This window comes from Pedobacter sp. WC2501, assembly GCF_052682415.1.
In genome coordinates this window covers 3,967,534-3,993,111 of record NZ_JBQZFI010000001.1, presented here as the reverse complement: position 1 = coordinate 3,993,111, position 25,578 = coordinate 3,967,534, and the positions used below count along the sequence as shown (strand labels likewise).

The following is a 25,578-nucleotide window of genomic DNA, read 5'->3' as shown; positions in this document are numbered from 1 at the left end:
GCATGATTTAATCCATTCTAACCTTTAAAGGCTTTAAATCCCTGCCCTTATAAATTTCTTCACCATCAACAAACACCAATAAGCCCTTGCCCCTTTTATATTTTGTGCCTGTTTTGTCCCATAAAATCGTCACTAATTTTCCATGATAGGAGACATTATCCAGTATAAACCAATCCCATTGATTTTTAGGAATTAAAGGAAAAATCTCCAAAATATTATCCTGACGAGGTTTCAAACCAATTAAATCATTAATAATCAAATCATTAAAGGCAGAATGGTTATAGAAACTACTTCGAGGATTGTCACCCTTCAACCATTCCCCGGTTTTTTCGTCCTGATATTCCCCTATGTAAGGTTTTCCGTTTTTGATATGAGAAGCAGCATACTGGTGCAGTTCCTGGTAAAAGATCTTTGCATTCATTTTACCATGTTTTTTATAATTCGTGAGCAGATTTGCCAATCCTTTTAATGTCTGCGAGCTGGCGAAAGGCCAAAGTGCTCCATCCCATTCGCAGCTATGTCCTGTTCCTCTTGTTCTAAATGTTGGGTTTCTTCTTTCGGCTGTGGTTAATCCCCAGGGTGCTTTAAATCCTGCAGTATCCAATAACTGATCCCAGGCTTTTGCATAATTGGTCTGATCGTCGGGTAAATTAAAATCCCAGGGCGTAAATCCGATGGCTTCCCGTACATCAGCTGAACCGCCTTTGGCTTTTCTGGTTTCAAAAAATGAAGCAGAAGCATTCCACAAACTATCCTGAACCAGTTTTTTAAGCACAATGGCTTTGTTTTTATACTTACCGGCGAGCGCGCCATCACCTAAAAGTGTAGCAATTTTATCTAAAGCCATGGCGTTGCCATACATGTAACTGTTTATTGTTGGTCGCTGGTTCTGGTCTTTACGTGATCCACTGATTGATTCTTCCATACCATCCTTCACATCATGCTGCCAGAACAATCCGTTTTTAAGCTGTCGTTGCGACTCCCATTTTTCGTAATCTTTATCCAGTGTAGGCAAAATTTCTTTCAAAAATCCCTGATCAGGTTTCACCAAATAGTTTTGATACACCGCATCATCCACCCAGCTGCTAAATTGATGAAAACGCTGCTTGCTTTGCCCCACATCGGCATGGTAAAGCCAGAATTTGATATAATCTTTCAGGTAACTGTTGTCTTTTAGCCACCTGCCCTCGTAAATGTGGTGACCTAATGCACAGCTGATGGAATTGTATTTGCCTGCATGTTTAACCGGTTCAATAAACTCGGTAAAAATGAAACCTTCGGGCGTTTTAACCAGGTGTTTGCGGTAAGTCCACCAACGGTAGTAATAATTTTGTTCCAATACAGAATCCGGACATTCGAATAAAGGAGCCTGATCGGCAAGCCATTTAAAAGCCTCGCTATTTGGAATATAATTCTTTACCGCTTCAGTATCAATTGAATTAAAATATTCAACGTATTTCTTCAATTTTTCAGTTCCCAGAATAGGTTTTTGTTGTGCAAAGCCAGTAATTGTCAATATCGACAATGTTGCTGTGGCTATAAATTTTCTTGTATTTCTCATTATTCGAATAACCAGTCTATATCTTTTCCCCTACCATCTAAACCCGCGTTAAAAATGCGCAGTTCCTGTTTATCATCAATAAAGCCTAAAACCAAACAGACTCCTTTTCCTAAATTTAAAGTATGCGTTCCGGCCGGGAAAGCATAAGCGTGTACATTTACCGCAGGAAAGCCATAAGGCACCAGCGCATTTGATATTTTAATTTCGGATTGACCATAATTATTGGCACTCGCATCGGTTTCCAATTGTGGCGGGGCCAGATATTGAGGGTTTTTCTGGTTAAAAAAGCCAACCAATAATTTAACAGGAGAATTGGCACTGAACTTAATCTCTGTACCATTTTTAATTTGCTGTGCTTTACTCAATTTGATACCCCTTAAACCACTTAGCTGCGCTGCAACTTCTTTAATTTTAACCGCTGTATCCGTAAAAAGCGAAGCATCTTTGGCGATAATATAACTTTCAGCTTCGTTTAGCACCTTAACATCGGCCGTTTTATAGGGTGTACTAGCAGCAATGGTTCCTATTTTTATTGATTTTAAAGAATCAATGCTTTGCTTAAAATGATTTAACTCTTTGGTAAAAACGGGTAACATTTCTCTCCAATGGATAAAAGTTTTATCTACACCACGCATTGGTATTTTACGCTGTTTAGTCTGCATACTGTTGGCGTATAAATAATTATGATCCGTCAGCTGAACTAATGCTGCATAATGATTTACACTTTTTTGCAGGAAAGGCAAGGCCTGTTCTAAATCGCTTATCTGGTTCGAATATTTATACCGCAATATCCAAAGGGCCGCTTTTACTTTCTCCGCATAAAAATTGGCCATGGCATCGTAGCAATAAATATCATTTTTAAGCCTTTTAAATTCTGCCGTATCCTTTTTTACGTTTGGTGCAGCTTCATTTATCGATTGGATGGCTTTTTTGCCATGTTCTACCACTTCACGAGCTATCTGAACAGGTGTTTCGCCGATATGTCCCTGCTTCTTCCATTCCTTTTCTGCATAATCAATAATCATTTCACCTTCAGGTGCTTCTGACTCGTAAAGTAAAGTAAAAAGTCCGTAACGGTACGGATTGATCAATTGTGTCATCAACATGCCCAAAGTGAGCGTTTGACGGTTACCATCGGTAATGCCGTATCTGCGTAAAAGTTTAGGCGATATCTCTCCCGATTCTTCATAGGCATTTAAAATGGCTTTGCCACCCGTTAAATTGGTCCCGTATTTATCACTGAGTTCTTTGCTCCAATAATCGATTTCCTTTTTACGGTCGCGCTGCGAATTCCAAGAATATCTTGCCCATTCCTTGTACCAGATCCAATCGCGGTCTACCTCTAATAGTCTGCCTTTTACTTCATCAGCTGAATATGGCCAGTCCCAATAACTGGCTTGTGGATATAAATGCAAGCCTTTTGCACCATAAATCTTGTTCATCGCCTGAACTGATTTCTGGATAAAATCTGCTGAACCATATCTAAATGGCTCTAAATTGGCTAAAATATGTACGTTCGAGATATTAATAGTGCCAATAGCCGACAATTTCCTGTTCAGATCGGCCCAGGCACCACGCGGTGTATAAGTGGTTAAGGCCTCTCCGTTAAACTTATTTTCAGTATATAAATTATGATAAAGTGGCAATGCGGCTTTCATTACGCTGGGCGCATCCGTATCATGTGCACGCAATACAATCGGAGGTTCTTCCTTAATTCCGGCAGCTTTTAGTCCATCTTTTACCCCCGGGATAATGGTTTTGGTAAACCAATCGATATCATCTTGTCCAACGCCTTCCATCGCCTCTCCCAAAGCCACCATTAACCCCACATTTGGATATTCCTCTACAAAACCAGCAATCGATTTTCGGGTGTAATCAGCAATTAAAGGAATAATCGGACGGTTCCGATCCTGTGTTTTTAATCCATGTTTATCGGCGAAAGGTTTTGGGATAATGATATTATAAAACATTTGGATTACCCAGATTCCGCGTTTATCAGCTTCTGTGGTTAAAAACCTAAAAATCTCTTCATTCTTTTTTAATGTAGCATCATCTACCTCTACAGCATAAGGATAATCTTTTAACCTCAATAAAGAAGAAAAGGGATGGCCATTCCACAAATAAAGCGAGTTATAACGGTTCTCGACCATCATATCGAGGTATTTGATCCATAAAGCTTTATCGTATAACCAGGGAAAAGTTTCAGGAGTGTACGGATATTCATAAACATCATGACCAGGCAGATAATCGGGTTTCTGCAAGCCGATACAAGTGCCGCGTAATACCATTTCAGGTTGATCGGACATGGTTAGCTGCAATGGTAATTTACCATTACTTTTAATCTGATCTGCTAGTTCAATACAGCCATACAAGGCACCCGATGCATCGTTACCAATGATATAAATGGTGCCATTTTTTGAGGTATAAATATGGTAACCTTCTTTTTTTGTAGTGGAGATCTTATTTTTAACTTCAGCAGGAAGATGATTGGCGAAGAGCTTATCGGAAAATACACCGATTGCAATGATATTGCCTACGCTACCGATCTTGTCTTTCTGTTCGATTTTGATCGGATAATTTAATTTAGCTAAGGCTTTTGAAATTCTTTCTGCACCAAAACGCACGCGAACATGTTGCTCGGTAGAAATGACAATTATTTTTTGTACACGGTAATCTGCGTGAGATAATGGTATTGATAAAAAATAACAGGAAATAAAAATCAGAAAATTTCTCATTCAATTTGGGGCTGACAACTCTCCTTTTAAAGAAAGATAAATGTGATATTTGGTTAAAATATTATTTAAATATAAAAATAATATTCAAATATAAGTAAATTAGCTTTCTGTGTTTGTAAAATTTATGCAAGGTAAGGCGGTTGGGGTGTTCAGGCGGAGTATGACAATATCTGTTAATATTTAGACAAGAAGATAAAATTTTTAACCAACAATATTTATTTTATTTGTATTGTATATTCTAATCAAATTATAATTTATAACTATACATGTTTTCACTAAAAAACAAAAGAGCCGTGGTTACAGGCGGGGGAAGCGGAATTGGAAAGGCTATTGCAACTATTTTAGCTAAACAAGGCGCTGAAGTTCACATCATCGAACTGGGAACTGAACAGGCACAAGACACGATCAATGAAATTAAGGAAAATGGCGGTACGGCATTTAGTTATGCCTGCGATGTTTCTGACCATAAAGCAGTTCATGAGGTTTTTAACCAGATCGGACAGATCAACATCCTGATCAATAATGCAGGCATTGCGCATATCGGAAAGGCTGATACGACTGAAGAAGCCGATTTTGACCGTGTAATGCGCGTAAACGTTAAAGGTGTTTACAACTGTTTGCATGCAGCCATTCCACAGATCCGTTTGGCAGGTGGTGGTGTAATCATCAATATGGCGTCAATTGCTGCTTTGGTTGGCCTACCCGACCGTTTTGTGTACAGTGCGGCTAAAGGTGCAGTGAAAGCCATTACCATGAGTGTGGCCAAAGATTATCTTGTAGAAAATATCAGGTGTAATTCCATCTCTCCGGCAAGGGTACACACGCCTTTTGTGGATGGCTTTTTACAGAAAAACTATCCGGATAACATCTCTGAAATGTTCGAAAAGCTTTCTAAATCACAACCTATCGGCCGGATGGCAAAACCCGAAGAAGTAGGTGCGCTGGCTTTATATTTGTGCAGTGATGAAGCTGCTTTTATTACGGGCTGCGATTACCCTATTGATGGTGGATTTACAACCTTAAACAATTAATAACACAATTTTAAATATAAAATAATGAAATTAATACGATTTGGAGAAGCGGGAGCTGAAAAACCTGGAGTAATCATCAACGATAATTATTTCGATGTTTCTGCACTGGTAAAAGATTATAATGAAGAGTTTTTTGGTGGCGACGGTTTAGAAAAACTTAAAAAAGACATCGAATCTGCTGATTTACCACAGGTTGATAAAGGTGTGCGCCTTGGTCCTGCTTTAGCTCGTCCTTCTAAAATTATCTGTGTAGGTTTAAATTACAAAGACCATGCTGCAGAAACCAATGCGCCTATCCCTTCAGAGCCTATTTTATTCTTCAAGGCTACTTCAGCTATCGTTGGTCCGAATGACGACCTGATTATCCCAAAAAACAGTAAAAAAACCGATTGGGAAGTAGAATTGGGCATTGTTGTTGGTAAAAAAGCGAGTTATGTTTCTGAAGAAAATGCTTTGGATCACATCGCAGGTTACGTGTTGCACAATGATTACAGCGAACGTGAGTTTCAGATTGAAAGAAACGGCCAATGGGTAAAAGGAAAAAGCTGCGATACTTTCGCGCCGATCGGGCCATTTATTGCTACTCAGGATGAAATTGCCGATGTACATAATCTTCGCCTTTGGTTAACCGTAAACGGAAAAACCTTACAGGATGGAAATACTTCGAACCTGATTTTCAATGTTCCTTTTATGATTTCATACATCAGCCAGTTTATGACACTTTTACCGGGAGATGTAATTAGTACAGGAACACCAGCTGGTGTGGGATTAGGTCAAAAACCAGAACCCTGGTATTTAAAAGCAGGCGATGTGATTGAGTTAGGTATTGATGGTTTAGGTACCAGTAAACAAACGGCTAAAGCTTACGGCGATAATTAATATGAAAAGATATTGCCTGGCGCTCGATCTGGTTGATGACGCAAAGCTTATCGAAGAATATAAGCAATACCACCAATCGGTTTGGCCTGAAATTAAAGAAAGTATCAGCTCCTCTGGCATCGAAAATCTGGAGATATACCTCACTGGAAACCGACTGTTTATGATTATGGAAGTGAACGAAAGCTTTTCTTTTGAAGCAAAAGGTGCGGCCGATTTAGCCAACCCAAAGGTGCAGGAATGGGAAACCCTGATGTGGAAATTCCAGCAGGCTTTGCCTGGAGCTAAACCGGGCGAAAAATGGATCTTAATGGACCAGATATTTAAACTTTAATGCTTTTATAACATGATTGATACGCACGTACATTTTTGGAATTTCGATCCGGTTAGAGATAATTGGATTAGCGATGACATGAAAATTATCCGCAAAGATTTTTCTCCGGAGAACCTTATGGAGCCTTATAACCAACTGCATATTACCGGATGTATTGCCGTGCAGGCCAGTCAGTCCGAAGATGAAAATCATTTTCTCTTAAAGCTGGCAGCGCAAAACGAAATCATAAAAGGGATTGTGGGTTGGGTTGATTTGCTCAACCCCAATCTGGATGAACGTTTAAACTACTGGCAAAATCATAAAACCATTAAGGGCTGGCGACATGTGCTGCAGGCCGAGAACCGTGATTTTATACTTAACCCGGCTTTTATTGCGGGTGTTAAACAGTTAAAAAAATACAATTATACTTACGATTTATTGTGTTACCACAATCAGTTGGAAGCCATTATACAAATGGTTGATCAAATTCCGGATCAGCCATTTGTATTGGACCATTGCGGTAAACCGGATGTAAAAAGTCAGGATTTGAAAGCCTGGACTGAAAACATTAAAACTTTGGCTGCAAACCCAAATGTACAATGTAAAGTGTCAGGCCTTTTAGCCGAAGCCGACTGGCAAAACTGGACGGAGAAAGAATTATTTAACTGCTTCGATGTGATCTTTGAAGCGTTTGGTCCTGAACGCGTTATGTATGGCAGCGACTGGCCGGTAATGTTAATCAGCAGACCTTATGAAGATTGGTTTAATTTAGTTACTAATTACACCGCTCGATTTTCTGAAACTGAAAGGAAATTAATTTTCACTGACAATGCGAAAGCTTTTTATAGGGTTTAGTTTTATATACGCGCTAACGCTCGTTTCCAACGAGCGTTGAATATTTTATCGTTTATAACGATATAATCGTTTTGCTATTTATGCACTCGTTTGGAAACGAGCGCAAACAAATTCAAACATAAAACGATCAATACAAAAATAGCAGATAGTGCAGGATGGAAAACTTATTACAAAACATTAGTTTTCACTTTTTAAAACACGATCTGACCAACACAATATTTAATTATGAGTAAAAAGATTACATTCCCTTACAATCCTCAATTCCCTTCTGTAGCCGATTTAAGAAAAAAAGCAAAATCAAGAATCCCCAAATTTGCTTTTGATTACCTGGAGGGGGGTTGTAATGAGGGACTTAATTTATCAAGAAACGAGAGCGACTTCGATAATATTTACCTTAAACCGAATTACTTACGTGTTGGTGGAGATATCGACATGTCGGTTGAGCTTTTTGGTCGTAAATACAGTGCGCCATTTGGCATATCTCCTATCGGTTTACAAGGTTTAATGTGGCCCAACGCACCTGAAATCCTGGCTAAAGCAGCAGCCAAACATGATATCCCCTATACACTGAGTACCGTATCTACCAGTAGTATCGAACGCATTGCAGAAGTTTCAGAAGGAAAAGCCTGGTTTCAGCTTTACCACCCTACTGAAAACAAACTGAGGGATGATATTTTATCACGATTAAAAGCAGTTGAGTGCCCGGTTTTAGTGGTACTGGTAGATGTTCCTGCCTTTGGACTAAGGTATAAGGAAATTAAAAGTGGTCTTTCTATACCCCCTAAAATGTCAGTAAATAATATTTTACAGGCCTTCGCAAGACCTTTATGGGGAATTAAAACACTTCAGCACGGCATCCCTTCATTTGCCACCTTAAAGCCATATATGGAAAAAGGAATGGATATGTCGCAGCTCGGACAGTTTATGAACAGGACATTTACAGGGAAAGTTGATATTGAAAAAGTTTCAGCCATCCGCGAAATCTGGAAAGGTCCCCTGGTATTAAAAGGCATCGCTACCGACGAAGATATGCAGGCAGCCATACAAATTGGTGTTGATGGGGTTATTGTTTCGAATCACGGTGGACGACAAATTGATGCGGGTGAATCATCGATCAATTCTTTAATTAAACTTGCCGGAAATGAGGTTTACAAATCAAAGCTCAAAATCATGCTGGATGGAGGAATTCGTTCGGGTGTTGATTTGGCAAGAGCACATGCAGTAGGTTCTGAATTCAACTTTATGGGCCGTCCGTTTATGTATGGCGTTGGCGCTTTAGGTGATGAGGGCGGTGAACATACGATCAATATGTTTAAAACCCATTTATACCAGATTATGCAGCAACTCACCATCGAAAAAATTTCGCAATTCCCTGAAAGGTTATTAGCAGTATAAAAAAGGCTGGATCAATCAACCTTACTTTCTCAGAAGTTTGTCACGTTGAGCCTGTCGAATGCCCCATCCGCATAACGGCAGGCTTTCTACAGGCTCAGTATGACAATTCTATATTTGATACAACCCGTTAACCTTATTTCGAAAACTTGTAAGTGGTACTCGTTTTATAGGTTTCGCCCGGTTTAAGTACCGTTGAAGCAAAATTCGGGTGGTTTGGTGCATCAGGAAAGTGTTGCGTTTCCAAACAGAAAGCTGAACGGTGTGGGTAAGATTTACCACCTTTACCATCCTTATCCGCCCCGGTTAAGAAATTACCACTATAAAACTGTAAGCCAGGCTCGGTGGTGATCACTGATAAAACAATACCGGTTTTAGTGCTTTTTATCACAGCTACAGGTGTTTTACCATCGTGGTGGGTTAAGGCAAAGTTATGGTCGTAACCTTTACCAAATTTTAACTGCTCGTCGTTATCGCCGATTTGTTTGCCAATTAGTTTTGCTTTGTTAAAATCGAAAGCTGTACCCGCAACAGGTTGCAATTTTCCGGTTGGAATCAGGGTCGAATCAACTGGCGTGTAAGTATTGGCGTCAATCATTAGTTCGTGATCCAAAATGGTACTGTCGCCTTCACCGTTTAAGTTAAAATAAGCGTGGTTGGTCAGGTTTACAATAGTTGTTTTATCAGTAGTAGCCGCGTAATCAATTTGCAGTGAATTATCGTCGGTTAAAGTATAGGTTACTTTCACATCCAACTTACCAGGGTAACCAGCTTCGCCATCATTAGAAACGTAACTCAACTCAAGCTTCGTACTATCCAGTTGTTTGGCATCCCATACTTTACCGAAAAAGCCATCAGTACCGCCATGCAAGGTATTTACGCCATCGTTAAGCTGTAACTGGTATTCTTTTCCATCTAAAGTAAATTTACCTTTACCAATGCGGTTTCCGTAGCGGCCAATCAATGCGCCGAAAAATGGTTCACCTTTTTTACGGTAAGCACCCACGCTATCGTAGCCGAGTACCACATCGGTTAGTTTGTTGTTTTTATCTGGCACCAACAAGGAAACTACCCTGCCGCCGAAATTGCTAATCGATACCGAAGCACCTTGTTTGTTTTTCAACGTGTAAAGTTTAACCGCTTTACCATCAATGGTCGCGCTGTATTTTAACGAATCTTGCTGTGTATTGCTTGTTGCACCTTTATCGGTTTTAGGATTACATGCACTAAAAGCAAGGGCTACACACAAGGTAGCCAATGGTAATGCCTTAAGAAATGGTTTTTTCATCAGTTATTATTGTTTTAAGTTGATGAAGCAATCGTGAATTTTACCTGGCAAAACTCCTGATGCTTGCATATAGATTTATTTTTGGTTACAGCTAAAGTAGTAAAAATAATTAACGTCGGGTTAACGATTATAATATTATTTCTGTTAATATTGATCATCATTCCCAACATCAAAAAAAATCATATAATTTAGCAACACTATGCACGATTTTAATTTCAAGCCCAAAGCTCTTCTTTTTGATTTAAATGGAACCATGATTAACGATATGGAATACCATACGTTAGCCTGGTACAGTATTATGACCGAAGATTTAGGTGCGGCATTGGATTACGGCAAATGTAAAAAAAGAAATGTACGGTAAAAACCACGAAGTACTGGAGCGTGTTTTTGGTAAGGATAAGTTTAGTCCTGCAGAAATAGAACGTCTTTCGGTAGATAAAGAAAAGCGCTACCAAGAAGGATATTTGCCGCATCTGGCTCTGATAGCAGGTTTGGATAACTTTTTAGAGCGGGCTAAGACTGCACAGATTCCGATGGCCATTGGCTCCGCAGCTATTCCTTTTAATATCGATTTTGTGGTAGATGGTTTAAACATCCGCCATTACCTGGATGCCATTGTAAGTGCCGATGATGTACAAATAAGCAAACCCGATCCGGAAACCTTTTTAAAGGCTGCAGCTGCCCTGGGTGTTGCACAAGCCGATTGCCTGGTTTTTGAAGACGCACCTAAAGGTGTAGAATCGGCTTTGAACGCAGGTATGCAATGCCTGGTGTTAACGACTACACATAGCCTGGAAGAATTTGATGGTTATCCAAATATTTTGGGCTATATTACCGATTACAACGATACTAAATTAAACCTGCTTTTTTAAAACATGAGAAAATATTTAAATCAAAAACCCGTATTGGTTGCCGTAGACTGTATTATTTTTGGTTACGACGGCGAACAATTGAAACTTTTGGTTATTAAAAGAGCCATTGAACCAATAAAAGATCAATGGAGCTTAATGGGCGGTTTTATCGGCGAAAACGAAAACCTGGATGGCGCTGCGAAGCGAATCCTTTTGGAACTTACGGGCCTGCATGATGTATATTTAGAGCAGCTGCATGCTTATGGTAGCCCAGACCGTGATCCGATTGAGCGGACGGTATCAGTAGTGTATTTTGCCCTGATCGATATCAATAAATACAGTAAACAGATTAATGATCAGTTCCATGCCGAATGGTTTACACTTAAAGAAGTACCTGAACTGATTTTCGACCATAACGTTATGGTTAAAGCAGCGATGGATAAAATCCGTTACCAGGCCGCCCTCCACCCTGTTTTGTTTGAGTTATTACCCAAACGCTTTACCATACCACAACTGCAGGCTTTATACGAACAGGTGTACGATACACCGATTGATAACCGCAACTTTATCCGTAAAATTACAGCCAGTGGTTTATTAATCAAACAAGCAGAAAAAGATAAATCGAACTCCAGACGTGGTGCTTTTTATTTTAAACTGGATAAAAACAAACATAAAGCACAGTTTCAGTCGTTTTTGAACTTTATACCCAAGCCGGTTAAATAATAAATTCCGGGTAAGCACACCCCTATTTAGCTTTGTTAACTTTTTATTTTTAAAAGATGAAAATTATTTCTGGTGCTTAGCCATTTTAAAATCAAGAGGTTACAAACTGATAACTTTATTTTAACAATAAAGGCCTAAAACATTTTGTAAAAACATTTGCAAAGAAAGGATTTATCTCTATATTTGCACCTCCTTAAACAAAAGGAAATGATTCCGTAGCTCAGCTGGTAGAGCATTACACTTTTAATGTAGTGGTCCTGGGTTCGAATCCCAGCGGGATCACAGAAGATAGTATCAAAACTACGTAAAAGCTTGCAAATCAAATGATTGCAAGCTTTTTTCGTTTACCGGAAACTCCAAAATATGCAATAAACCGCATAAAAAAAGTGAGTGATTCAGTGAGTAGTTTTACAAAGTGGTATACTCACTAAAAATAACGTAAGTTATTGACTTACAGAAAGTTCAATCATTGAACGACTTGATACGATTAGACTGCAAAGCTAACTTTGTTAACTTTAAATCAGTCGATTATGAAAACTAATTTCAGTCTGCTCTTCTACCTGAAGAAACCAAAAAACTATGTTAAAGGTGCTGTTCCTGTTTATCTAAGGATTACCGTTGACGGAAAACCTGTGGAAATGTCCGCCAGTAGAAAATGTGAGCCGGAATTGTGGAACACCAAAGCGGGTCACATGATCGGCACAAAAGAAGATGCCAAAACCTTAAATTCCTATCTCGACAAAATGAAAGCGGGCGTTACTGCTGCCCATACTGCTTTATGCTTAGAAGATGCAGAGATATCCGCTGAAGGCGTTAAATGCAAGTATCTGGGCAAGGCAGAAAAACCACACACCATTATGGAGGCCATTAAAATTACCATGATAAGCTTTGGCTACAAATCCATCGCTGGTTAGCTTTTGGGCTAATTTCCTGGCCCTTTTTGTACGTGACACATATACAATAGTAGGACAATTCTTTTCCTCAATTATGCTTCTTAGCTGGCTATACTTTTCCTCTTCATTATCTCTCTGGTAAACCCTGTAATGCAGGTTGGTTCGCGAGGCATCAGCCCGGAATACCCTTAAATCGAGTTGTAATTTCTCCTTGAAATAAGACCGGATATCTTCAATTACCTTTTGCTTTGCGGTAGCCGTGAAGCATGACACCGGAATGGTATAATCGAGCCCTTTTTTTTGCTGCAGATTTTTGATAAAATCACCGATATATAAGTAGTCTACCCGAAAATCCTGCCCCCAGGATGAAAAGCAATGCGCTTCATCAATCACAAACCTGGCTATCTTTCTTTTGAGCAACAATCGTTCAATAGTAACTGAACGGAGCGACTCAGGCGAAATGTAAAGTAAGCTTGCATATCCGTTTTCTATACGTTCAATAGCTTTTCCCCGATCGATCGGATCTAATAACCCATTGATGGTAACGGCTTCTGTAATGCCTTTCTTTTCCAGGTTATCTACCTGGTCTTTCATCAAAGACTGTAAGGGCGCAATTACAACCGTAAGCGCTTTGGCATTTTCGCCACTCATCAATGCCGGTACCTGGAAAGTGATAGACTTGCCGCCACCAGTGGGAAATACGGCCAAAATGGATTCCCCCTGGATAGCTGCCCTAACAGCATCTTCCTGCAGCGGTTCATCACCATATTTGCGGAAGCCTGAAAAAACGAAATGCTTTTTCAAAGCCAGCAGCGGATCATGAGCGCGACTGCAATAATCGCATCCCTGCAAACAGGGATTGTTCCTCATAAGGAAAAACAGTCGCTCTACATCTGGGTAGTTTTTTAATACCCATGGTGGTGTAATAGAGAAACGATCATCGCAATTGAGCAAGGCTAAAGTATAGGCCAAAGCAACGGGATCTTCATCTATAAAATGATCGAGCTCACTCTCTTTACAAATCTCACCTTGAAATAAGCCTCTGATTTTGGACGTCAACTGTTCTTTATTAACTGGAGCGGCATAATTAAGATACCTGAAAAAATTATCAAAGCCGCTTTGATTGTGCAAAAGTCCATACAGGATGCCCTTAAATGTATCATCTAGTGCTCTAAAGGCGCTTAACTCATCGTAAAACAGATCCCTCGCTTTTTTTGCATCATTTAAAGGATTGTTGCGTTCTTCTGTTTGTACCTTATCATCTTTAAGCAGGCGATGGTAGGGTTGCCTCGGAAATAGTAAAGGCGATAATAACAGCATGTCAATAGCCTTATCCAGGCCCCATTCTGGATGACCAAAATGCCTTCGCAGGTAAGCCAGATCATGTGCCACAATATTATGTCCACAAATAAAATCGCACTGCGTAATAAACTGTGCAAATTCTTCGGGGTGATTTTTATGGAAACCAGTACCATCTGACAAAACACAGCCGATATCAAGCAACAATTTGCCAGTGGTGTTTAGTTCGATATCAAAAAAGGCAATACTCGTCATTTTCAGGGCAAAATCTGGTATATACCTCTAAAATAGTTAAAGTATTGAAATTTAATACTACTTTCCTGTTATTACACATTCTTCGCATTATTAAAAATAAAACCCACACACTGATAGTTTAACTCTTACAATGAGGTTTAATCAAACAATTTACAGCATTAACTTGTACTAAAACCATGTATGATCATTATAGTTTCGAGGAGGCTACCGCTTACCAGATTGAACTGGCTAAACAGTTGAAGTTTCAACAGCTTGATAAAATAGAAACCATTGCAGGCGCTGATATCTCTTTCAATAAAAACAGTTCGACCATGTATGCCGGAATTGTAATCTTAAGTTACCCGGAAATGGTTTTAAAATCATTCGCCTTAGAAACTTATGAAACTAATTTTCCTTACAAGCCAGGATTTTTAGGTTTCAAGGAAGTGCCTGCATTATTAAAAGTGTGGGAGTTGATAGTCGAAAAACCAGATGTTGTGGTATTGGATGGCAATGGAATTTTGCATCCACGCCGTATGGGCGTTGCTTCACATTTTGGAATATTAGCTAATCAAAGCACAATTGGCTGCGCAAAAAGTCTCTTACACGGAAAAGATCATCAGCCAGAAAATGTCAGATATAGCACTACAGAAATTAAAAACAATGCAGTTGAGCTCCTTGGTTTTGCATTGAGAACAAAAATCAATTGCGCACCTGTTTATGTATCTGCCGGTCATTTAATTAATGCTGATCAAAGCTTAGCGATCATTAAAAACTGTGTCGGAAATTATCGCATTCCCGAACCAACCCGCATGGCCCACAATATTGTAAATGATTTTAGAATTGGAAAACTAAAAGCTGGTTTTCACGAGGTATCAGCACCGCTAACTTTGTTTTAAAAGCCAGTCGTCATTGCGAGAAAGCTTTTTCAGCCTACGAAGCAATCTTACAACGCTCGCTAATGGCTTGCGCTTTAAGATTGCTTCGTACCTTATAATGACGACAGTTTCTATAATTTTAAACCCAGTTAATCCCTTTTTTAAGCAGTTGCAACGTTTTATATTCATCAGAATTAACTTCTGGTTGAACATTATAACCCCAGTTGGCCTGTGGTGGTAAACTCATTAAAATAGACTCAATTCGTCCGTTGGTTTCCAGTCCGAATTTTGTTCCAGAATCATAAACTAAATTAAATTCTACATAACGGCTACGGCGCTGGTATTGCCATTCTTTCTGTGCTTCAGTAAATTCTTTATCCAGATTACGGTCGATTAATTCAGTATAAATTGGCAAAAATGTTTCGCCGATATTAATAGAGAAATCTAAAATCTGTTCCCATGATAAATTGGTGTTTTCAGGTTTTAAGCGATCGTAAAAAATACCGCCAATACCGCGGGTTTCTTCACGGTGTTTAATGAAAAAGTAATCATCGGCATGTGTTTTGAATTTTGGATAAAACTCAACACCGAAATCGTCACAAGCCTGTTTTAGTTTATGGTGAAAGAAACGGGCATCGTTTTCGAAAACATAGTGTGGCGTTAAATCAATACCGCCACCAAACCAACGTGTCTCTTCATTGAGTTCAAAATAGCGGATATTCATATGAATAATTGGAACCAGCGGATGATTTGGATGAATCACAATTGAAACACCAGTAGCAAAGAAGTCTTCTTCTGTCACATTAAAGGCTTTTTTTACCGCTTCGGGAAGCTTTCCATGTACAGCAGAGAAATTTACACCACCCTTTTCGATAATTGCACCATTTTGCATAATCCGCGTACGTCCGCCTCCCCCGCCGCTTCTCTCCCACAGTTCTTCTTCAAATTTTCCTTTGCAATCGGCAATTTCCAATCCGCGGCAAATTTCATCCTGAATTTGCTTATATCTCGCTGCTACTTCTTCTTTAAACATGACGGCTCTTTCTATTTCTGTACAAATTTAACCCTATTAAAGCAGCTATATTGATTTATGTTTAGATAGTACATTTTATTGACATTGCTGTTAGTCCCTAGTCCTAAAGCTAATGTTCTAAATAATTAAGGTCTTTATTAAAACTTTCCTTTAAATAGACCACCGAAATCATGGCGATCACGGTAATAATTCCCATGACAATAAAACCGGCCGAAACAATATTATAACGGTGTACAAAAAATTCGAAAACAAATGTAATCGGAATTAATGCCCCACGTACAAAGTTTGGCGCTGTGGTGGTAACGGTCGAACGGATGTTAGTACCAAACTGTTCAGCGGCAATGGTTACAAATGTTGCCCAATAGCCAACTGCAAAGCCCATAAACAGGCAGATCAGGATAAAACTACTTTCGGTTAAACCTGTACTGGTTAAATAAACAATTACTGTAATTACCGACAGACTTTGAAAAATAAGGACTGTTTTTCTGCGGGACTTTAATACCTGCGCCAAGAAGCCACATACTACGTCGCCGATGGCGATACCGAAGTAAGTGTACATAATGCCTGTACCGGCATTAAGCAGTTCTTTTGCACCAAGTGCTTTTCCGATCTCTGGCGATTGAGTAACTAAAATCCCTACAATAAACCAAAGAGGAAGCCCTAAACAGATACAAGCTAGATATTTTAAAAACCGCTTCCGGTTAGAAAAAAGCATAAAAAAGTTGCCTTTCGAAACTTCTGAACTTTGCTCAGCATGTTTGAACATTCCAGATTCGAAAGTGCCAACGCGTAAAAGTAGCAGTAATAGTCCCATGCCGCCACCTACAAAATAAGAGGTTTGCCAGGTAAAATGTTTGCCGATTGTGGCTGCTGCTGCTGCTCCTAATAAACCGATACCAGCCACCACCATAGTGCCATAGCCACGCTTTTCTTTGTCCATGGTTTCAGTAACAAGGGTAATGCCTGCGCCTAACTCCCCTGCCAAACCAATACCTGCTATAAGTCTGATAATGGCATAAGTATGTACATCCGTAGCAAAACCATTGGCTAAATTTGCTAACGAATACATTAAAATTGATCCAAATAATACTTTGATTCTGCCGAATTTGTCGCCGATGATCCCCCAAAGCAAGCCACCAAGCAATAAGCCGAACATCTGCATATTGATTACATACTCTCCTTCGGTACGCATTTGTGCTGCAGAAACACCGATATCGGTAAAACTTTTTACCCTTACAACAGAAAATAGAACAAGATCGTAAATATCGACGAAATAGCCCAGAGCAGCTACAATAACTAAGAAAATTACATTGCGGCTGTCGGTTTTTGCTTGAGAATCCATTTAATTATTTGGTTTAAACGCTGAAAGTACGCAATAACACAAATATTTAAAATAGATTTTTAAAAATAAAAGCCACTCTGCGTTAGAGTGGCTTTTAAGATCCTACATAGTAGGGTTCTTTTTTGCAGTGTCAGTTGGCATTTTTGTAGTCGTGTCTGGCATTTTTTTAGATGTTGTATCCATTGGTGCCGTTGTTGTCGAATCCGTTTTAGTGCTGTCTGAAGAACCAGCCATATTTTTTGACGAATTGCATGCTGATGTGGCTATCATAAGAGAACCCGCAAAAGCAAGACTTAAGATTATTTTTTTCATAGTTTTTAATGTTATCTATCATCCTAACAACCTTTTAATAATTTGGTTTTATTTTTTTTCTTGAAAAATACATTTTTCATAATATAGTATTGATTATTAAGTGATTATCTGGGCAAACATTTAACTTTTATCCGTGGTTTTAATTTATTCAGGAGCCCTGAGATATATTTTTAAATTAAAATTAATTATGTCACGATTACTCAAATCTGTTGTTATTACATACAAAATTATTAACATACATATTTTAATAATTAAAGAAAATATTACTTAAACAAGATTTACAAACTTTAAAAGATGATAAAACTTTCTGATATTAGTAAGTATGATTATTTCTCAAAATACCCTTAAATGGGTAATGCGTTTTTACCCACCCCTATTTTTTCAACGCATTTGGGTACAGAGATTTGAAAATGAATTTAGAAGCTGTACAGTTAAGCTTAGCAAGAGTTTTCTGAATAAAAATTATAACGGTTCTATTTTTGGAGGTACTATTTATGCAGCTACTGACCCATTTTATGCCTTATTATTTGATCAGTTGATGCAACGTCGGGGATTTAAAGTACGTGTGTGGTTAAAGAGCGCCTCTATACAATATTTAAAACCTGGTCGTTCTACATTATATTTTACTATAACAGTAACTGACGACATGCTTGCTGAAGCAGAACATGCCTTAAAAACCATTGGAAAGTTTGTAAAGGCTTACCCCATGGAAATAACCAATAAGAATGGTGAACTGTGTGCGACCGTAATGAATGAAGTATATATCCGAAACCTGCATCAGGGCGAAACGCCCAGAGTTGCTTACTAATTTTTAGATTATGCCGAGTATTAAGAGTTTAATTTTGCAGGGTGAGGGCGTTATGCTCGATTTTAAGAAAACCATTACCAATACCGAGAAAATTGCCAAAAGTTTGGTTGCTTTTGCAAATAATAAAGGCGGGAAGTTATTAATTGGTGTGGCCGATGATGGATCTATTAAAGGTGTAAAATCAGAAGAAGAAGAGAAATATATGATCTTAACTTCTGCGCATCAGTTTTGTAAGCCTGCGATTGAACCTTACTTTGAGGAAATTTATGTTGATGATAAATTAGTGCTGGTAGTTAATATTCCTGAAAGTGATACCAAACCGCATTATGCACTTGATGATCAAAAAAAATGGTGGGCTTATATCCGCATTGATGATAAAAGCGTTTTAGCCAGTCGGATTATTGTTGAAGTACTTAAACAGGAATATAAAAATGACGGCGTGTTAATCTCTTACTCGGAGAACGAGAAAAAACTGCTCGAATACCTGGAACAGAATGAAAAAATAACACTGAAAGAGTTTAGCAAACTATTACGCAGTTCGTACCGCAAAGCCCAAAAAGTATTGGTGAATTTAATCCTGACCAATGTAATTAAGTCGCATACTTCAGAAAAGGAAGAGTATTTTACAGCTGTTAGGTAGTTGAATATAATTATAATAGAATTTAATTAGAAAAATCGTCATTCCCGCGCAGGTGGGAATCTTAATCTTTAGGCTTATGGCATTAAGATTCCCAATCGACCAGATAGCTATCGAGTTGGGAATGACGATTCCTCGCGCTACCCTATCTCTACTGAAGCACAGCCCCAGAAATTCGGAAGAAAAATCTATCTTTTTAGATTTCTCCATTCCGCTTTGCTTCAGTCGAAAGGACGACCGTTTGAGATTAACTTTTCTACATCCCTACTTTTTGAGCTTTAAAAACGCGACCTTTGCAAACTATGTTTTCTAAAATTTACACCAGGTATAAACCTTATTATAAAGAAAATCTTCACTTGGCACTGCCAATTGTAGGTTCTCAGGTTGGTCATACTTTGGTACACATGGCTGATAGTATTATTGTAGGTCATTTTACGGATACTATTCAATTGGCTGCTGTTTCGCTGGTTAATAGCATATTCATGCTTATTTTAGTAATAGGCTTGGGTATTTCTTATGGTTTGACGCCACTTATCGCACAAGAAAACGGTCGGCAGAATTACGATGAATGCGGAAAGCTTCTATCAAATAGTTTAATCATTAATATCTGTATAGGCATACTTTTATATATACTCGTTCAATTGGGAATATTTTATGTTATTGATCGCCTTGAACAAACCCCTGAAGTGGTACGGTATGCAAAACCCTATCTAAACCTTTTATCAATTTCAATTATTCCATTATTGATTTTTCAGACCTTTAAACAGTTTGCTGAGGGTTTGGGCTTTACCAAGCAGGCGATGTTCGTTTCGATCTGGGGAAATGCACTCAATATCATCTTGGGAATTATTTTCGTTAAAGGTATGTTTGGCATTAAATCAATGGGCGTTAGCGGTGTAGGTTTAAGCACATTAATCGATCGGGTTTTAATGGCTACAGTAATGTGTTTTTATGTGTTGCGCTCACGGCATTTTAAAAAATACCTGACCAGTTTCAAAGTCACGTTTTTTGATAAATTAAGGGCAATTAAAATTGCAAAGATAGGAATGCCTGTCGCGATGCAATATTCTTTTGAGATTAGTGCTTTTAGTGGAGCAGCAGTGCTTATTGGTACCATTGGTGCAACAGAACAGGCTGCACATCAAATTGCCATTAGTTTAGCCGCAATGACTTATATGATTGCCAGTGGTGTAGCTTCTGCAGCGACCATTAAAACCGGAAATAACTTTGGAAAGAAAAATTTTGACGATTTACGTAAATCTGCTATAGCGAGTTATCATGTTATTTTATTGTTTATGTGTTGTACAGCGGTAATTTTTGTACTGGCAAATAACATGATGCCGTTTATTTATACGGAAGATGCTGCGGTTATTCCAATTGCAGCGCAATTATTAATTATAGCAGGCTTTTTTCAATTGTTTGACGGTACCCAGGTAGTGGGATTAGGTGTTTTACGTGGCATAGGCGATGTCAACATTCCAACCTTTATTACTTTTTTAGCCTATTGGGTAGTTGGAATTCCTATTGGTTATGTATTGGGTTTTCATTTTAACTTAGGCGTTAATGGCATTTGGTATGGATTGACATTAGGATTGTTAACAGCCTCTATCCTATTGTTTTTAAGGTTTCAAAATAAAACGAGAAGTTTGAAGGTGGAGCAGATGCATCCTTAGATAAATTCGTCATTTCGACCGCAGTGGAGAAATCTATCAAACAGAATTTCTTATGGATAGATTTCTCTATTTCGCTTCGCTCCATCTTATAGCTATCGGATGACGGCCGTACTGATAGATTCTGTCAAATGGTAGCGCAGCTAAGAATCCCTTAACCAAGAATAGTGGATTCTGTGACTTCTCTCAAGCTCAACAGAAGGCTGAAGTTAATGTACACTGCTGAGTCAAACAGATTCTTCGCTGTGCTCAGAATGACAGCAGGTGCTATTTCCCTCCAACATTCACCACAACACCAATGGTGAAAATAGAATTACCAGCTGACATGTATTTACGGTTCTTTAGGCCAATATTACTGCTCGTGGTATATTGTAACTGAAACGTTTTGCTCAGCGCCATGCGGGTAAAGAAAACCGGCTCAAAGAAAATATTGTCTTCTTTTGGTTGAACAACTCCATTTAAAAAGAAACGGTCCATTTTAATATGACTAATTCTGAGTGCAGTACCATAATTAATCGGGAAGTCGGTTCCAAACAAACGCAGGTTGTTTTTCTTTTTTGAACTGTAATTTACCTGTAAAAACGTTTTTCTGTAATCTACTTCTTGCAATTCACTGCTGATGAGAATATCATTTTGAAAATCGCGGTAGGTAATGTCACTCCAACCCTTACCTACGCCAGCATAAACCTCAATAATACGGTTGTTATCCGGACCAAAGGTATCAAAGTAACCACCGCCGATCTCAATTAATTTATGTCCAAAATCTTTGGTTTTTCTTTCACTGTTCATTCTTGAACCACTAAACAATAAACCAATATGATCCGAAACTGCATAAGCACCATTAATACTGGCATTACCTTTTAAAGAAATGTGCGCACCGCCACTAAATTCACCCTGTTTACTTAACATAGGCGTATTTGGAACGTTTGGCATATAAACTGAAGAACAACTGGCTGCGAAAAGCACTAAAACAGGGAGTGTAAAACGTAGGTATTTAATCATAGATGTTATATAAACAGATTTTGAGGGTAAAAATTGTGTTAGTAATCCATTTTCATGAAATCCATTACCCGCTTAAATTCGTCGTGCAAACCAGCTTTTAAATGGATTCTTTCTTTAGTGATTGGATGTGCAAATTTTAGTTCAGATGCATGTAATAACATGGTGGTCATCTCCCACTGATCTTTAAAAAATTTGTTTTGTTTATTGCATCCATGAGTCCTGTCGCCAATAATTGGATGTAAGATATGGCTAAAGTGTCTTCTTAATTGATGCATTCGACCGGTTTTAGGCGTAGCCTCTACCAGTGAATATCGTGAGGTTGGATGTTTACCAAAAGCTACTGCTACCTCTGCTTTTTGAAGGGTAATGAATGAGGTAAAAGCATCTTGCATGGTTCCGTTTTCTTTAGCTAATGGATAGTCGATATCCATAGCATCAGGCGTGAAACCACGCAGGATAGCCAGATATTTCTTATCAGTTTCTGCCTTCATAAACTGCTGATGCATAGCGATTTCAGACGCCTTATCAAAAGCAAACAATAGGATTCCACTCGTCTTTCTATCTAAACGATGAACCGGACTAACATGTTTCCCCACCTGATCTCTGAGTAACTGAAGTGCGAATTCTGTCGCATCTCTGGCAATTGATGATTGATGCACCAACAATCCGTGGGGTTTATTAATTGCAATTAGATTTTCGTCCTGATAAATGATCTCTAACATATTGCCGCGAAGATAAGGATATTATGGTTTTTGTGGGATGGCTTACGCAAATAAATCAAAAGCCAGGCGGTAGGTATTGCAATGCGCATCAACGATTTCCTTAATATCTGCTGAATATCCCCCGCCCATACTAACCTGTAAAGGCAGGTTTTTATCTTGACAGGCCTGCAGCACCATCCTGTCGCGTTCCTTACATGCCGCTTTGCTGAGTGAGAGTTTACCCAACTTATCTGTAGAAAGCACATCAACCCCAGATAAATAAAATACAAAATCAGGTTTGGCTCTTTCGAAAGCTTTTTTCAAATTGACATTTAAAGCCGACAGATATGCTTCATCCTGTACGCCATCATCTAAAGGAACATCCAAACTTGAAATTTCTTTTCTAAAAGGGAAATTTTTATCGCCATGCATTGAAAAAGTAAACACCCTTGGATCATTTCGAAAGATTTCTGCTGTTCCATTTCCCTGATGCACATCTAAATCAATAATTAAGATACGATTGGCTAATTTTTTAGCTAACAAGTAATTAGCAGCAATAGCCTGATCGTTTAATAAACAAAAACCTTCGCCCCAGTTACTGCCGGCATGATGTGTACCTCCTGCAACATTAAAGGCAATGCCGTTACTTATTGCAAAATGAGCAGCATCAATTGTTCCTTGGGTAATCCTCAGTTCACGTTCTAAGAGTTGTGCATTTAAAGGAAAACCTATCCGTCTTTGGTCTTTAGCTGAAAGTGTCAAATCCCTGAGCTGTTCCCAATATGCTTTTTCGTGAGACAGGAGTATAATATCTTCGGAAACTGGCTCCGGGCTAAATAAATTATGCGATGTTATAGTTCCCTCGTGCAAAAGCTGTTCAGGTATCAATTCATATTTCAACATCGGAAAGCGATGCCCTTCAGGTAAAGGGTGTGCGTAAAGCGGATGCCAGGCAATCTTGATCATTAGCCTAAAATCTCTCCTATGTGTTTTTCGATATTGGTGCAGATCTGATCTACCGGAAGATCATTCGCATCATAGCCAAACGGGTTCTCTATTTCTTCAGCTATCAGCTCCAAACTCGCTAATACATAGAGAATAAAGGGAACAATTGGCACCACAAAATAACCTAAACTGAACACCCAACCAAATGGTAAAGTGATCACATAAACAAAAATAAATTTTTTAATAAATGCGCTGTAAGAAAACGGGATTGGCGTGTTTTTAATCCTTTCACAGGCGCCACAGATATCGGTAAACTGATTAAAGTCACTGGAAAGAACAATAAACTGTTCCTGCGAAATCGAACCTTTTTCTAACAACCCGTAGAATCTGTTGGTTAAACTACCTGCTATCTGGTTTGGAACATGTTTGCCTTCTTCAACTTCTATCAACAAACTGTTCTTCCCAAAATACATTTTTTCTCTTAAATGTTCTTTTAGCGCAAAAGCATATTTAGGAATACCGTATTCAAAAAAGCGAACATCCTCATCAGTTAGTTTAAGTGCCTTAATCTTTAAAGCGAGGTTACGGCTTACATTGGTTAATGATCCAAGCAGTTTCCTGCCTTCCCACCACCTATCATAAGCCGTATTTGTTCTGAAAACCAGTAAAAGCGACAAAACAAAGCCCAATAAGCTATGCATCATACCAATATTGGTTACATTACTCGTTTTAGAAAGCTGAAAGTAATTCAATTCAGCATAAGCAACAAGTCCCGAAAATATAGCTACCCCAAGCATTAAAGGCCAAAGCTTTCTAAAGGTGTCGCTTTTATCAATATGAAAAATGAAGGTACTCCAGTCTTTAGGGTTGTAGTTAATCATTTTTTATTCTTTTCTACGTTAAAATATCTTTACTCACTTTTAGTAGCGCCTGTCCGGCTAAGTAAATATCTTCATAAGAGTTATAAAGCGGCACGGCACTTAAACGGATTACATCGGGTTCGCGCCAATCGCCGAGTACATGATTATCCATTAAACCATCAAAAATTTGCTTACCGCTACGCTGGGCAATGATGGATAACTGTGCTCCTCTATCTTTAGGATTATTTGGTGTAATGATTTTATATTGATCAAATCCTAAACCCTTATTCACTTCATTTATAATAAATTCAAGATAAGCAGTTAAAGTAATACTTTTCTCTCTTAATGGTGTTATGAAACCTGCTTTTTCGAAAATCTGTAGCGAAGCATGATATAAGGCCATTGGCATTACCTGCGTACAGCTCACCTGCCAGCCATCAGCCCCTGCTTCAGGAACAAAACCTTTTTCCATTTTAAAACGCTTGCTTTCCTGGTAGCCCCACCACCCTGCAAAACGGTTCAATTGGCTATTGCTGAAATGTTTTTCGTGAACAAAGATTCCGCTTATTCCTCCCGGACCTGAGTTTTGATATTTGTATGAGCACCAGCAGGCAAAATCAACATCCCAATCGTGCAATTTTACAGGAACATTACCTGCGGCATGCGCCAGATCCCAGCCTACAATTGCCCCGATCTCATGTCCTGCTTTGGTAATGGTTTCCATGTCGTACCATTGTCCGGTATAGTAATTAATACCGCCGAACAGTACCAAAGCGATTTCATCTGCATTTTCTTTGATTTTAGCTATGATATCTTCGGTGCGGAGTGTTTCCTCACCTTCTTTTGGAAAAACTTCGATAATCGCTTCTTTTGGGTCAAAACCATGAAACCTAACCTGACTTTCTATAGCATATTGATCGGATGGGAATGCTCCGCCTTCCATAATGATTTTGAAGCGTTTGCCTTTGGGCTGATAAAAGCTAACCATTAACAAATGGAGATTTACAGTCAAAGTATTCATCGGGCAAACTTCAGCTGGTAATGCACCTACAATTGGCGCCATTAACTTTTTTAACTCCTTATGATAGAACATCCAGGGCTCGCTTCCATCAAACCATCCCTCCACAGCATAGTTGGCCCAGTTATCGAGCTGGCCTTTCAAAACTTCAGATGCAACTTTAGGTTGAAGTCCTAATGAATTGCCACACAGATAAATAAAATCTTTTCCGTTGTGGTTTGGAAATAAGAACTGAGACCTGAAACGACGGAGCTGATCAGCTTCATCAAGTGTTTGTGCGAATGATAAGTTATTTTCGAAATTCATTGGCTCAAAACTACA

General features: G+C 38.8%; 22 protein-coding genes, 1 tRNA gene and 2 pseudogenes. 13 read left to right on the top strand and 12 right to left on the bottom strand.

Annotation, left to right across the window (positions count from 1 at the left end):
• Window positions 1-7 precede the first annotated feature (7 nt).
• Both ACUN24_RS16925 and ACUN24_RS16920 read right to left on the bottom strand, forming a co-directional pair.
• A complete protein-coding gene (locus ACUN24_RS16925; protein WP_445563561.1) occupies window positions 8-1,561 on the bottom strand; it encodes an MGH1-like glycoside hydrolase domain-containing protein in 1,554 nt (517 codons plus the stop codon).
• Window positions 1,561-4,296 (bottom strand): alpha-d-galacturonidase, encoded by a 2,736-nt coding sequence (locus ACUN24_RS16920; protein ID WP_445563560.1) that lies wholly within the window; start codon window positions 4,294-4,296, stop codon window positions 1,561-1,563. The genes ACUN24_RS16925 and ACUN24_RS16920 overlap by 1 nt, the downstream gene beginning before the upstream one ends.
• Window positions 4,297-4,562: 266 nt before the next feature.
• On the opposite strand from ACUN24_RS16920, the gene ACUN24_RS16915 reads away from it, so the two are divergent.
• From ACUN24_RS16915 to ACUN24_RS16895, 5 genes are all read left to right on the top strand, one after another.
• Window positions 4,563-5,327 carry an SDR family NAD(P)-dependent oxidoreductase gene (locus ACUN24_RS16915; RefSeq protein ID WP_445563559.1) on the top strand — a complete coding sequence of 255 codons (765 nt, stop codon included), beginning with the start codon at window positions 4,563-4,565 and terminating at the stop codon, window positions 5,325-5,327.
• Window positions 5,328-5,351: 24 nt separating this feature from the next.
• Complete coding sequence (locus ACUN24_RS16910; protein WP_445563558.1) at window positions 5,352-6,206, top strand: fumarylacetoacetate hydrolase family protein; 855 nt, start codon at window positions 5,352-5,354, stop codon at window positions 6,204-6,206.
• A 1-nt stretch (window position 6,207) separates the two neighbouring features.
• A complete protein-coding gene (locus ACUN24_RS16905; protein ID WP_445563557.1) occupies window positions 6,208-6,537 on the top strand; it encodes an L-rhamnose mutarotase in 330 nt (109 codons plus the stop codon).
• 12 nt (window positions 6,538-6,549) lie between these two features.
• A complete protein-coding gene (locus ACUN24_RS16900) occupies window positions 6,550-7,371 on the top strand; it encodes an amidohydrolase family protein (protein WP_445563556.1) in 822 nt (273 codons plus the stop codon).
• A 225-nt stretch (window positions 7,372-7,596) separates the two neighbouring features.
• Complete coding sequence (locus ACUN24_RS16895) at window positions 7,597-8,766, top strand: alpha-hydroxy acid oxidase (protein WP_445563555.1); 1,170 nt, start codon at window positions 7,597-7,599, stop codon at window positions 8,764-8,766.
• A gap of 133 nt (window positions 8,767-8,899) precedes the next feature.
• Here ACUN24_RS16895 and ACUN24_RS16890 read toward each other — a convergent pair whose 3' ends face one another.
• Entirely contained in the window at window positions 8,900-10,051 is a 1,152-nt protein-coding gene (locus tag ACUN24_RS16890) for an aldose epimerase family protein (RefSeq protein ID WP_445563554.1), read from the bottom strand.
• 199 nt (window positions 10,052-10,250) lie between these two features.
• Here ACUN24_RS16890 and ACUN24_RS16885 point away from each other — a divergent pair.
• The 4 genes and pseudogenes from ACUN24_RS16885 to ACUN24_RS16870 all read left to right on the top strand — a co-directional run.
• Window positions 10,251-10,923: pseudogene (locus ACUN24_RS16885) on the top strand (HAD family hydrolase).
• Between the two features lie 3 nt (window positions 10,924-10,926).
• Window positions 10,927-11,625 (top strand): NUDIX hydrolase, encoded by a 699-nt coding sequence (locus ACUN24_RS16880; protein WP_445563553.1) that lies wholly within the window; start codon window positions 10,927-10,929, stop codon window positions 11,623-11,625.
• A gap of 209 nt (window positions 11,626-11,834) precedes the next feature.
• Window positions 11,835-11,907, top strand: a tRNA-Lys gene (locus ACUN24_RS16875).
• Window positions 11,908-12,155: 248 nt separating this feature from the next.
• Window positions 12,156-12,374, top strand: a pseudogene (locus tag ACUN24_RS16870) (Arm DNA-binding domain-containing protein); the annotation flags it as partial.
• Window positions 12,375-12,407: 33 nt separating this feature from the next.
• Here the strand turns inward: ACUN24_RS16870 and ACUN24_RS16865 are convergent.
• Complete coding sequence (locus ACUN24_RS16865) at window positions 12,408-14,072, bottom strand: DEAD/DEAH box helicase (protein ID WP_445563552.1); 1,665 nt, start codon at window positions 14,070-14,072, stop codon at window positions 12,408-12,410.
• A 176-nt stretch (window positions 14,073-14,248) separates the two neighbouring features.
• Here ACUN24_RS16865 and ACUN24_RS16860 point away from each other — a divergent pair, with 176 nt between their 5' ends.
• Complete coding sequence (locus tag ACUN24_RS16860) at window positions 14,249-14,950, top strand: endonuclease V (RefSeq protein ID WP_445563551.1); 702 nt, start codon at window positions 14,249-14,251, stop codon at window positions 14,948-14,950.
• Between the two features lie 118 nt (window positions 14,951-15,068).
• On the opposite strand, the gene hemF is transcribed toward ACUN24_RS16860, so the two are convergent.
• From hemF to ACUN24_RS16845, 3 genes are all read right to left on the bottom strand, one after another.
• A complete protein-coding gene (gene hemF / locus ACUN24_RS16855; protein WP_445563550.1) occupies window positions 15,069-15,962 on the bottom strand; it encodes an oxygen-dependent coproporphyrinogen oxidase in 894 nt (297 codons plus the stop codon).
• Between the two features lie 109 nt (window positions 15,963-16,071).
• On the bottom strand, window positions 16,072-17,304 hold the full coding sequence (locus ACUN24_RS16850; protein ID WP_445563549.1) for an MFS transporter: 1,233 nt from the start codon (window positions 17,302-17,304) through the stop codon (window positions 16,072-16,074).
• A gap of 102 nt (window positions 17,305-17,406) precedes the next feature.
• Entirely contained in the window at window positions 17,407-17,616 is a 210-nt protein-coding gene (locus tag ACUN24_RS16845; RefSeq protein WP_132397708.1) for a coproporphyrinogen III oxidase, read from the bottom strand.
• 322 nt (window positions 17,617-17,938) lie between these two features.
• On the opposite strand from ACUN24_RS16845, the gene ACUN24_RS16840 reads away from it, so the two are divergent.
• The 3 genes from ACUN24_RS16840 to ACUN24_RS16830 all read left to right on the top strand — a co-directional run bounded on the left by ACUN24_RS16840 (window position 17,939) and on the right by ACUN24_RS16830 (window position 20,734).
• Complete coding sequence (locus tag ACUN24_RS16840) at window positions 17,939-18,424, top strand: PaaI family thioesterase (RefSeq protein ID WP_121284831.1); 486 nt, start codon at window positions 17,939-17,941, stop codon at window positions 18,422-18,424.
• Window positions 18,425-18,434: 10 nt separating this feature from the next.
• The gene (locus ACUN24_RS16835) at window positions 18,435-19,064 is read left to right on the top strand and encodes an AlbA family DNA-binding domain-containing protein (protein ID WP_121284830.1); all 630 of its coding nucleotides are present in this window, start codon (window positions 18,435-18,437) and stop codon (window positions 19,062-19,064) included.
• Window positions 19,065-19,363: 299 nt separating this feature from the next.
• On the top strand, window positions 19,364-20,734 hold the full coding sequence (locus tag ACUN24_RS16830; RefSeq protein ID WP_445563548.1) for an MATE family efflux transporter: 1,371 nt from the start codon (window positions 19,364-19,366) through the stop codon (window positions 20,732-20,734).
• Between the two features lie 264 nt (window positions 20,735-20,998).
• Here ACUN24_RS16830 and ACUN24_RS16825 read toward each other — a convergent pair whose 3' ends face one another.
• The 5 genes from ACUN24_RS16825 to kynU are packed head-to-tail and all read right to left on the bottom strand — an operon-like array spanning window position 20,999 to window position 25,563.
• Window positions 20,999-21,733, bottom strand: coding sequence for a hypothetical protein (locus tag ACUN24_RS16825; RefSeq protein ID WP_445563547.1), 735 nt, complete (start codon window positions 21,731-21,733; stop codon window positions 20,999-21,001).
• Between the two features lie 38 nt (window positions 21,734-21,771).
• A complete protein-coding gene (locus ACUN24_RS16820) occupies window positions 21,772-22,455 on the bottom strand; it encodes a pseudouridine synthase (protein ID WP_445563546.1) in 684 nt (227 codons plus the stop codon).
• A 42-nt stretch (window positions 22,456-22,497) separates the two neighbouring features.
• Window positions 22,498-23,400 carry a histone deacetylase family protein gene (locus ACUN24_RS16815; protein ID WP_445563545.1) on the bottom strand — a complete coding sequence of 301 codons (903 nt, stop codon included), beginning with the start codon at window positions 23,398-23,400 and terminating at the stop codon, window positions 22,498-22,500.
• Window positions 23,400-24,260, bottom strand: coding sequence for a bestrophin family protein (locus ACUN24_RS16810; protein WP_445563544.1), 861 nt, complete (start codon window positions 24,258-24,260; stop codon window positions 23,400-23,402). Before ACUN24_RS16810 ends, ACUN24_RS16815 begins: the two co-directional genes overlap by 1 nt.
• A 13-nt stretch (window positions 24,261-24,273) precedes the next feature.
• Window positions 24,274-25,563: a kynureninase gene (kynU, locus tag ACUN24_RS16805; protein WP_445563543.1), complete on the bottom strand. Its 1,290-nt coding sequence runs from the start codon at window positions 25,561-25,563 to the stop codon at window positions 24,274-24,276.
• Window positions 25,564-25,578: the final 15 nt, after the last annotated feature.

What these genes read in the sequence shown, in the direction of transcription:
- ACUN24_RS16925 (WP_445563561.1), bottom strand. Translation starts at nt 1,561, where the DNA reads ATGAGAAATACAAGAAAATTTATAGCCACAGCAACATTGTCGATATTG.
- ACUN24_RS16920 (WP_445563560.1), bottom strand. Translation starts at nt 4,296, where the DNA reads ATGAGAAATTTTCTGATTTTTATTTCCTGTTATTTTTTATCAATACCA.
- ACUN24_RS16915 (WP_445563559.1), top strand. Translation starts at nt 4,563, where the DNA reads ATGTTTTCACTAAAAAACAAAAGAGCCGTGGTTACAGGCGGGGGAAGC.
- ACUN24_RS16910 (WP_445563558.1), top strand. Translation starts at nt 5,352, where the DNA reads ATGAAATTAATACGATTTGGAGAAGCGGGAGCTGAAAAACCTGGAGTA.
- ACUN24_RS16905 (WP_445563557.1), top strand. Translation starts at nt 6,208, where the DNA reads ATGAAAAGATATTGCCTGGCGCTCGATCTGGTTGATGACGCAAAGCTT.
- ACUN24_RS16900 (WP_445563556.1), top strand. Translation starts at nt 6,550, where the DNA reads ATGATTGATACGCACGTACATTTTTGGAATTTCGATCCGGTTAGAGAT.
- ACUN24_RS16895 (WP_445563555.1), top strand. Translation starts at nt 7,597, where the DNA reads ATGAGTAAAAAGATTACATTCCCTTACAATCCTCAATTCCCTTCTGTA.
- ACUN24_RS16890 (WP_445563554.1), bottom strand. Translation starts at nt 10,051, where the DNA reads ATGAAAAAACCATTTCTTAAGGCATTACCATTGGCTACCTTGTGTGTA.
- ACUN24_RS16880 (WP_445563553.1), top strand. Translation starts at nt 10,927, where the DNA reads ATGAGAAAATATTTAAATCAAAAACCCGTATTGGTTGCCGTAGACTGT.
- ACUN24_RS16865 (WP_445563552.1), bottom strand. Translation starts at nt 14,072, where the DNA reads ATGACGAGTATTGCCTTTTTTGATATCGAACTAAACACCACTGGCAAA.
- ACUN24_RS16860 (WP_445563551.1), top strand. Translation starts at nt 14,249, where the DNA reads ATGTATGATCATTATAGTTTCGAGGAGGCTACCGCTTACCAGATTGAA.
- hemF (WP_445563550.1), bottom strand. Translation starts at nt 15,962, where the DNA reads ATGTTTAAAGAAGAAGTAGCAGCGAGATATAAGCAAATTCAGGATGAA.
- ACUN24_RS16850 (WP_445563549.1), bottom strand. Translation starts at nt 17,304, where the DNA reads ATGGATTCTCAAGCAAAAACCGACAGCCGCAATGTAATTTTCTTAGTT.
- ACUN24_RS16845 (WP_132397708.1), bottom strand. Translation starts at nt 17,616, where the DNA reads ATGAAAAAAATAATCTTAAGTCTTGCTTTTGCGGGTTCTCTTATGATA.
- ACUN24_RS16840 (WP_121284831.1), top strand. Translation starts at nt 17,939, where the DNA reads ATGATTATTTCTCAAAATACCCTTAAATGGGTAATGCGTTTTTACCCA.
- ACUN24_RS16835 (WP_121284830.1), top strand. Translation starts at nt 18,435, where the DNA reads ATGCCGAGTATTAAGAGTTTAATTTTGCAGGGTGAGGGCGTTATGCTC.
- ACUN24_RS16830 (WP_445563548.1), top strand. Translation starts at nt 19,364, where the DNA reads ATGTTTTCTAAAATTTACACCAGGTATAAACCTTATTATAAAGAAAAT.
- ACUN24_RS16825 (WP_445563547.1), bottom strand. Translation starts at nt 21,733, where the DNA reads ATGATTAAATACCTACGTTTTACACTCCCTGTTTTAGTGCTTTTCGCA.
- ACUN24_RS16820 (WP_445563546.1), bottom strand. Translation starts at nt 22,455, where the DNA reads ATGTTAGAGATCATTTATCAGGACGAAAATCTAATTGCAATTAATAAA.
- ACUN24_RS16815 (WP_445563545.1), bottom strand. Translation starts at nt 23,400, where the DNA reads ATGATCAAGATTGCCTGGCATCCGCTTTACGCACACCCTTTACCTGAA.
- ACUN24_RS16810 (WP_445563544.1), bottom strand. Translation starts at nt 24,260, where the DNA reads ATGATTAACTACAACCCTAAAGACTGGAGTACCTTCATTTTTCATATT.
- kynU (WP_445563543.1), bottom strand. Translation starts at nt 25,563, where the DNA reads ATGAATTTCGAAAATAACTTATCATTCGCACAAACACTTGATGAAGCT.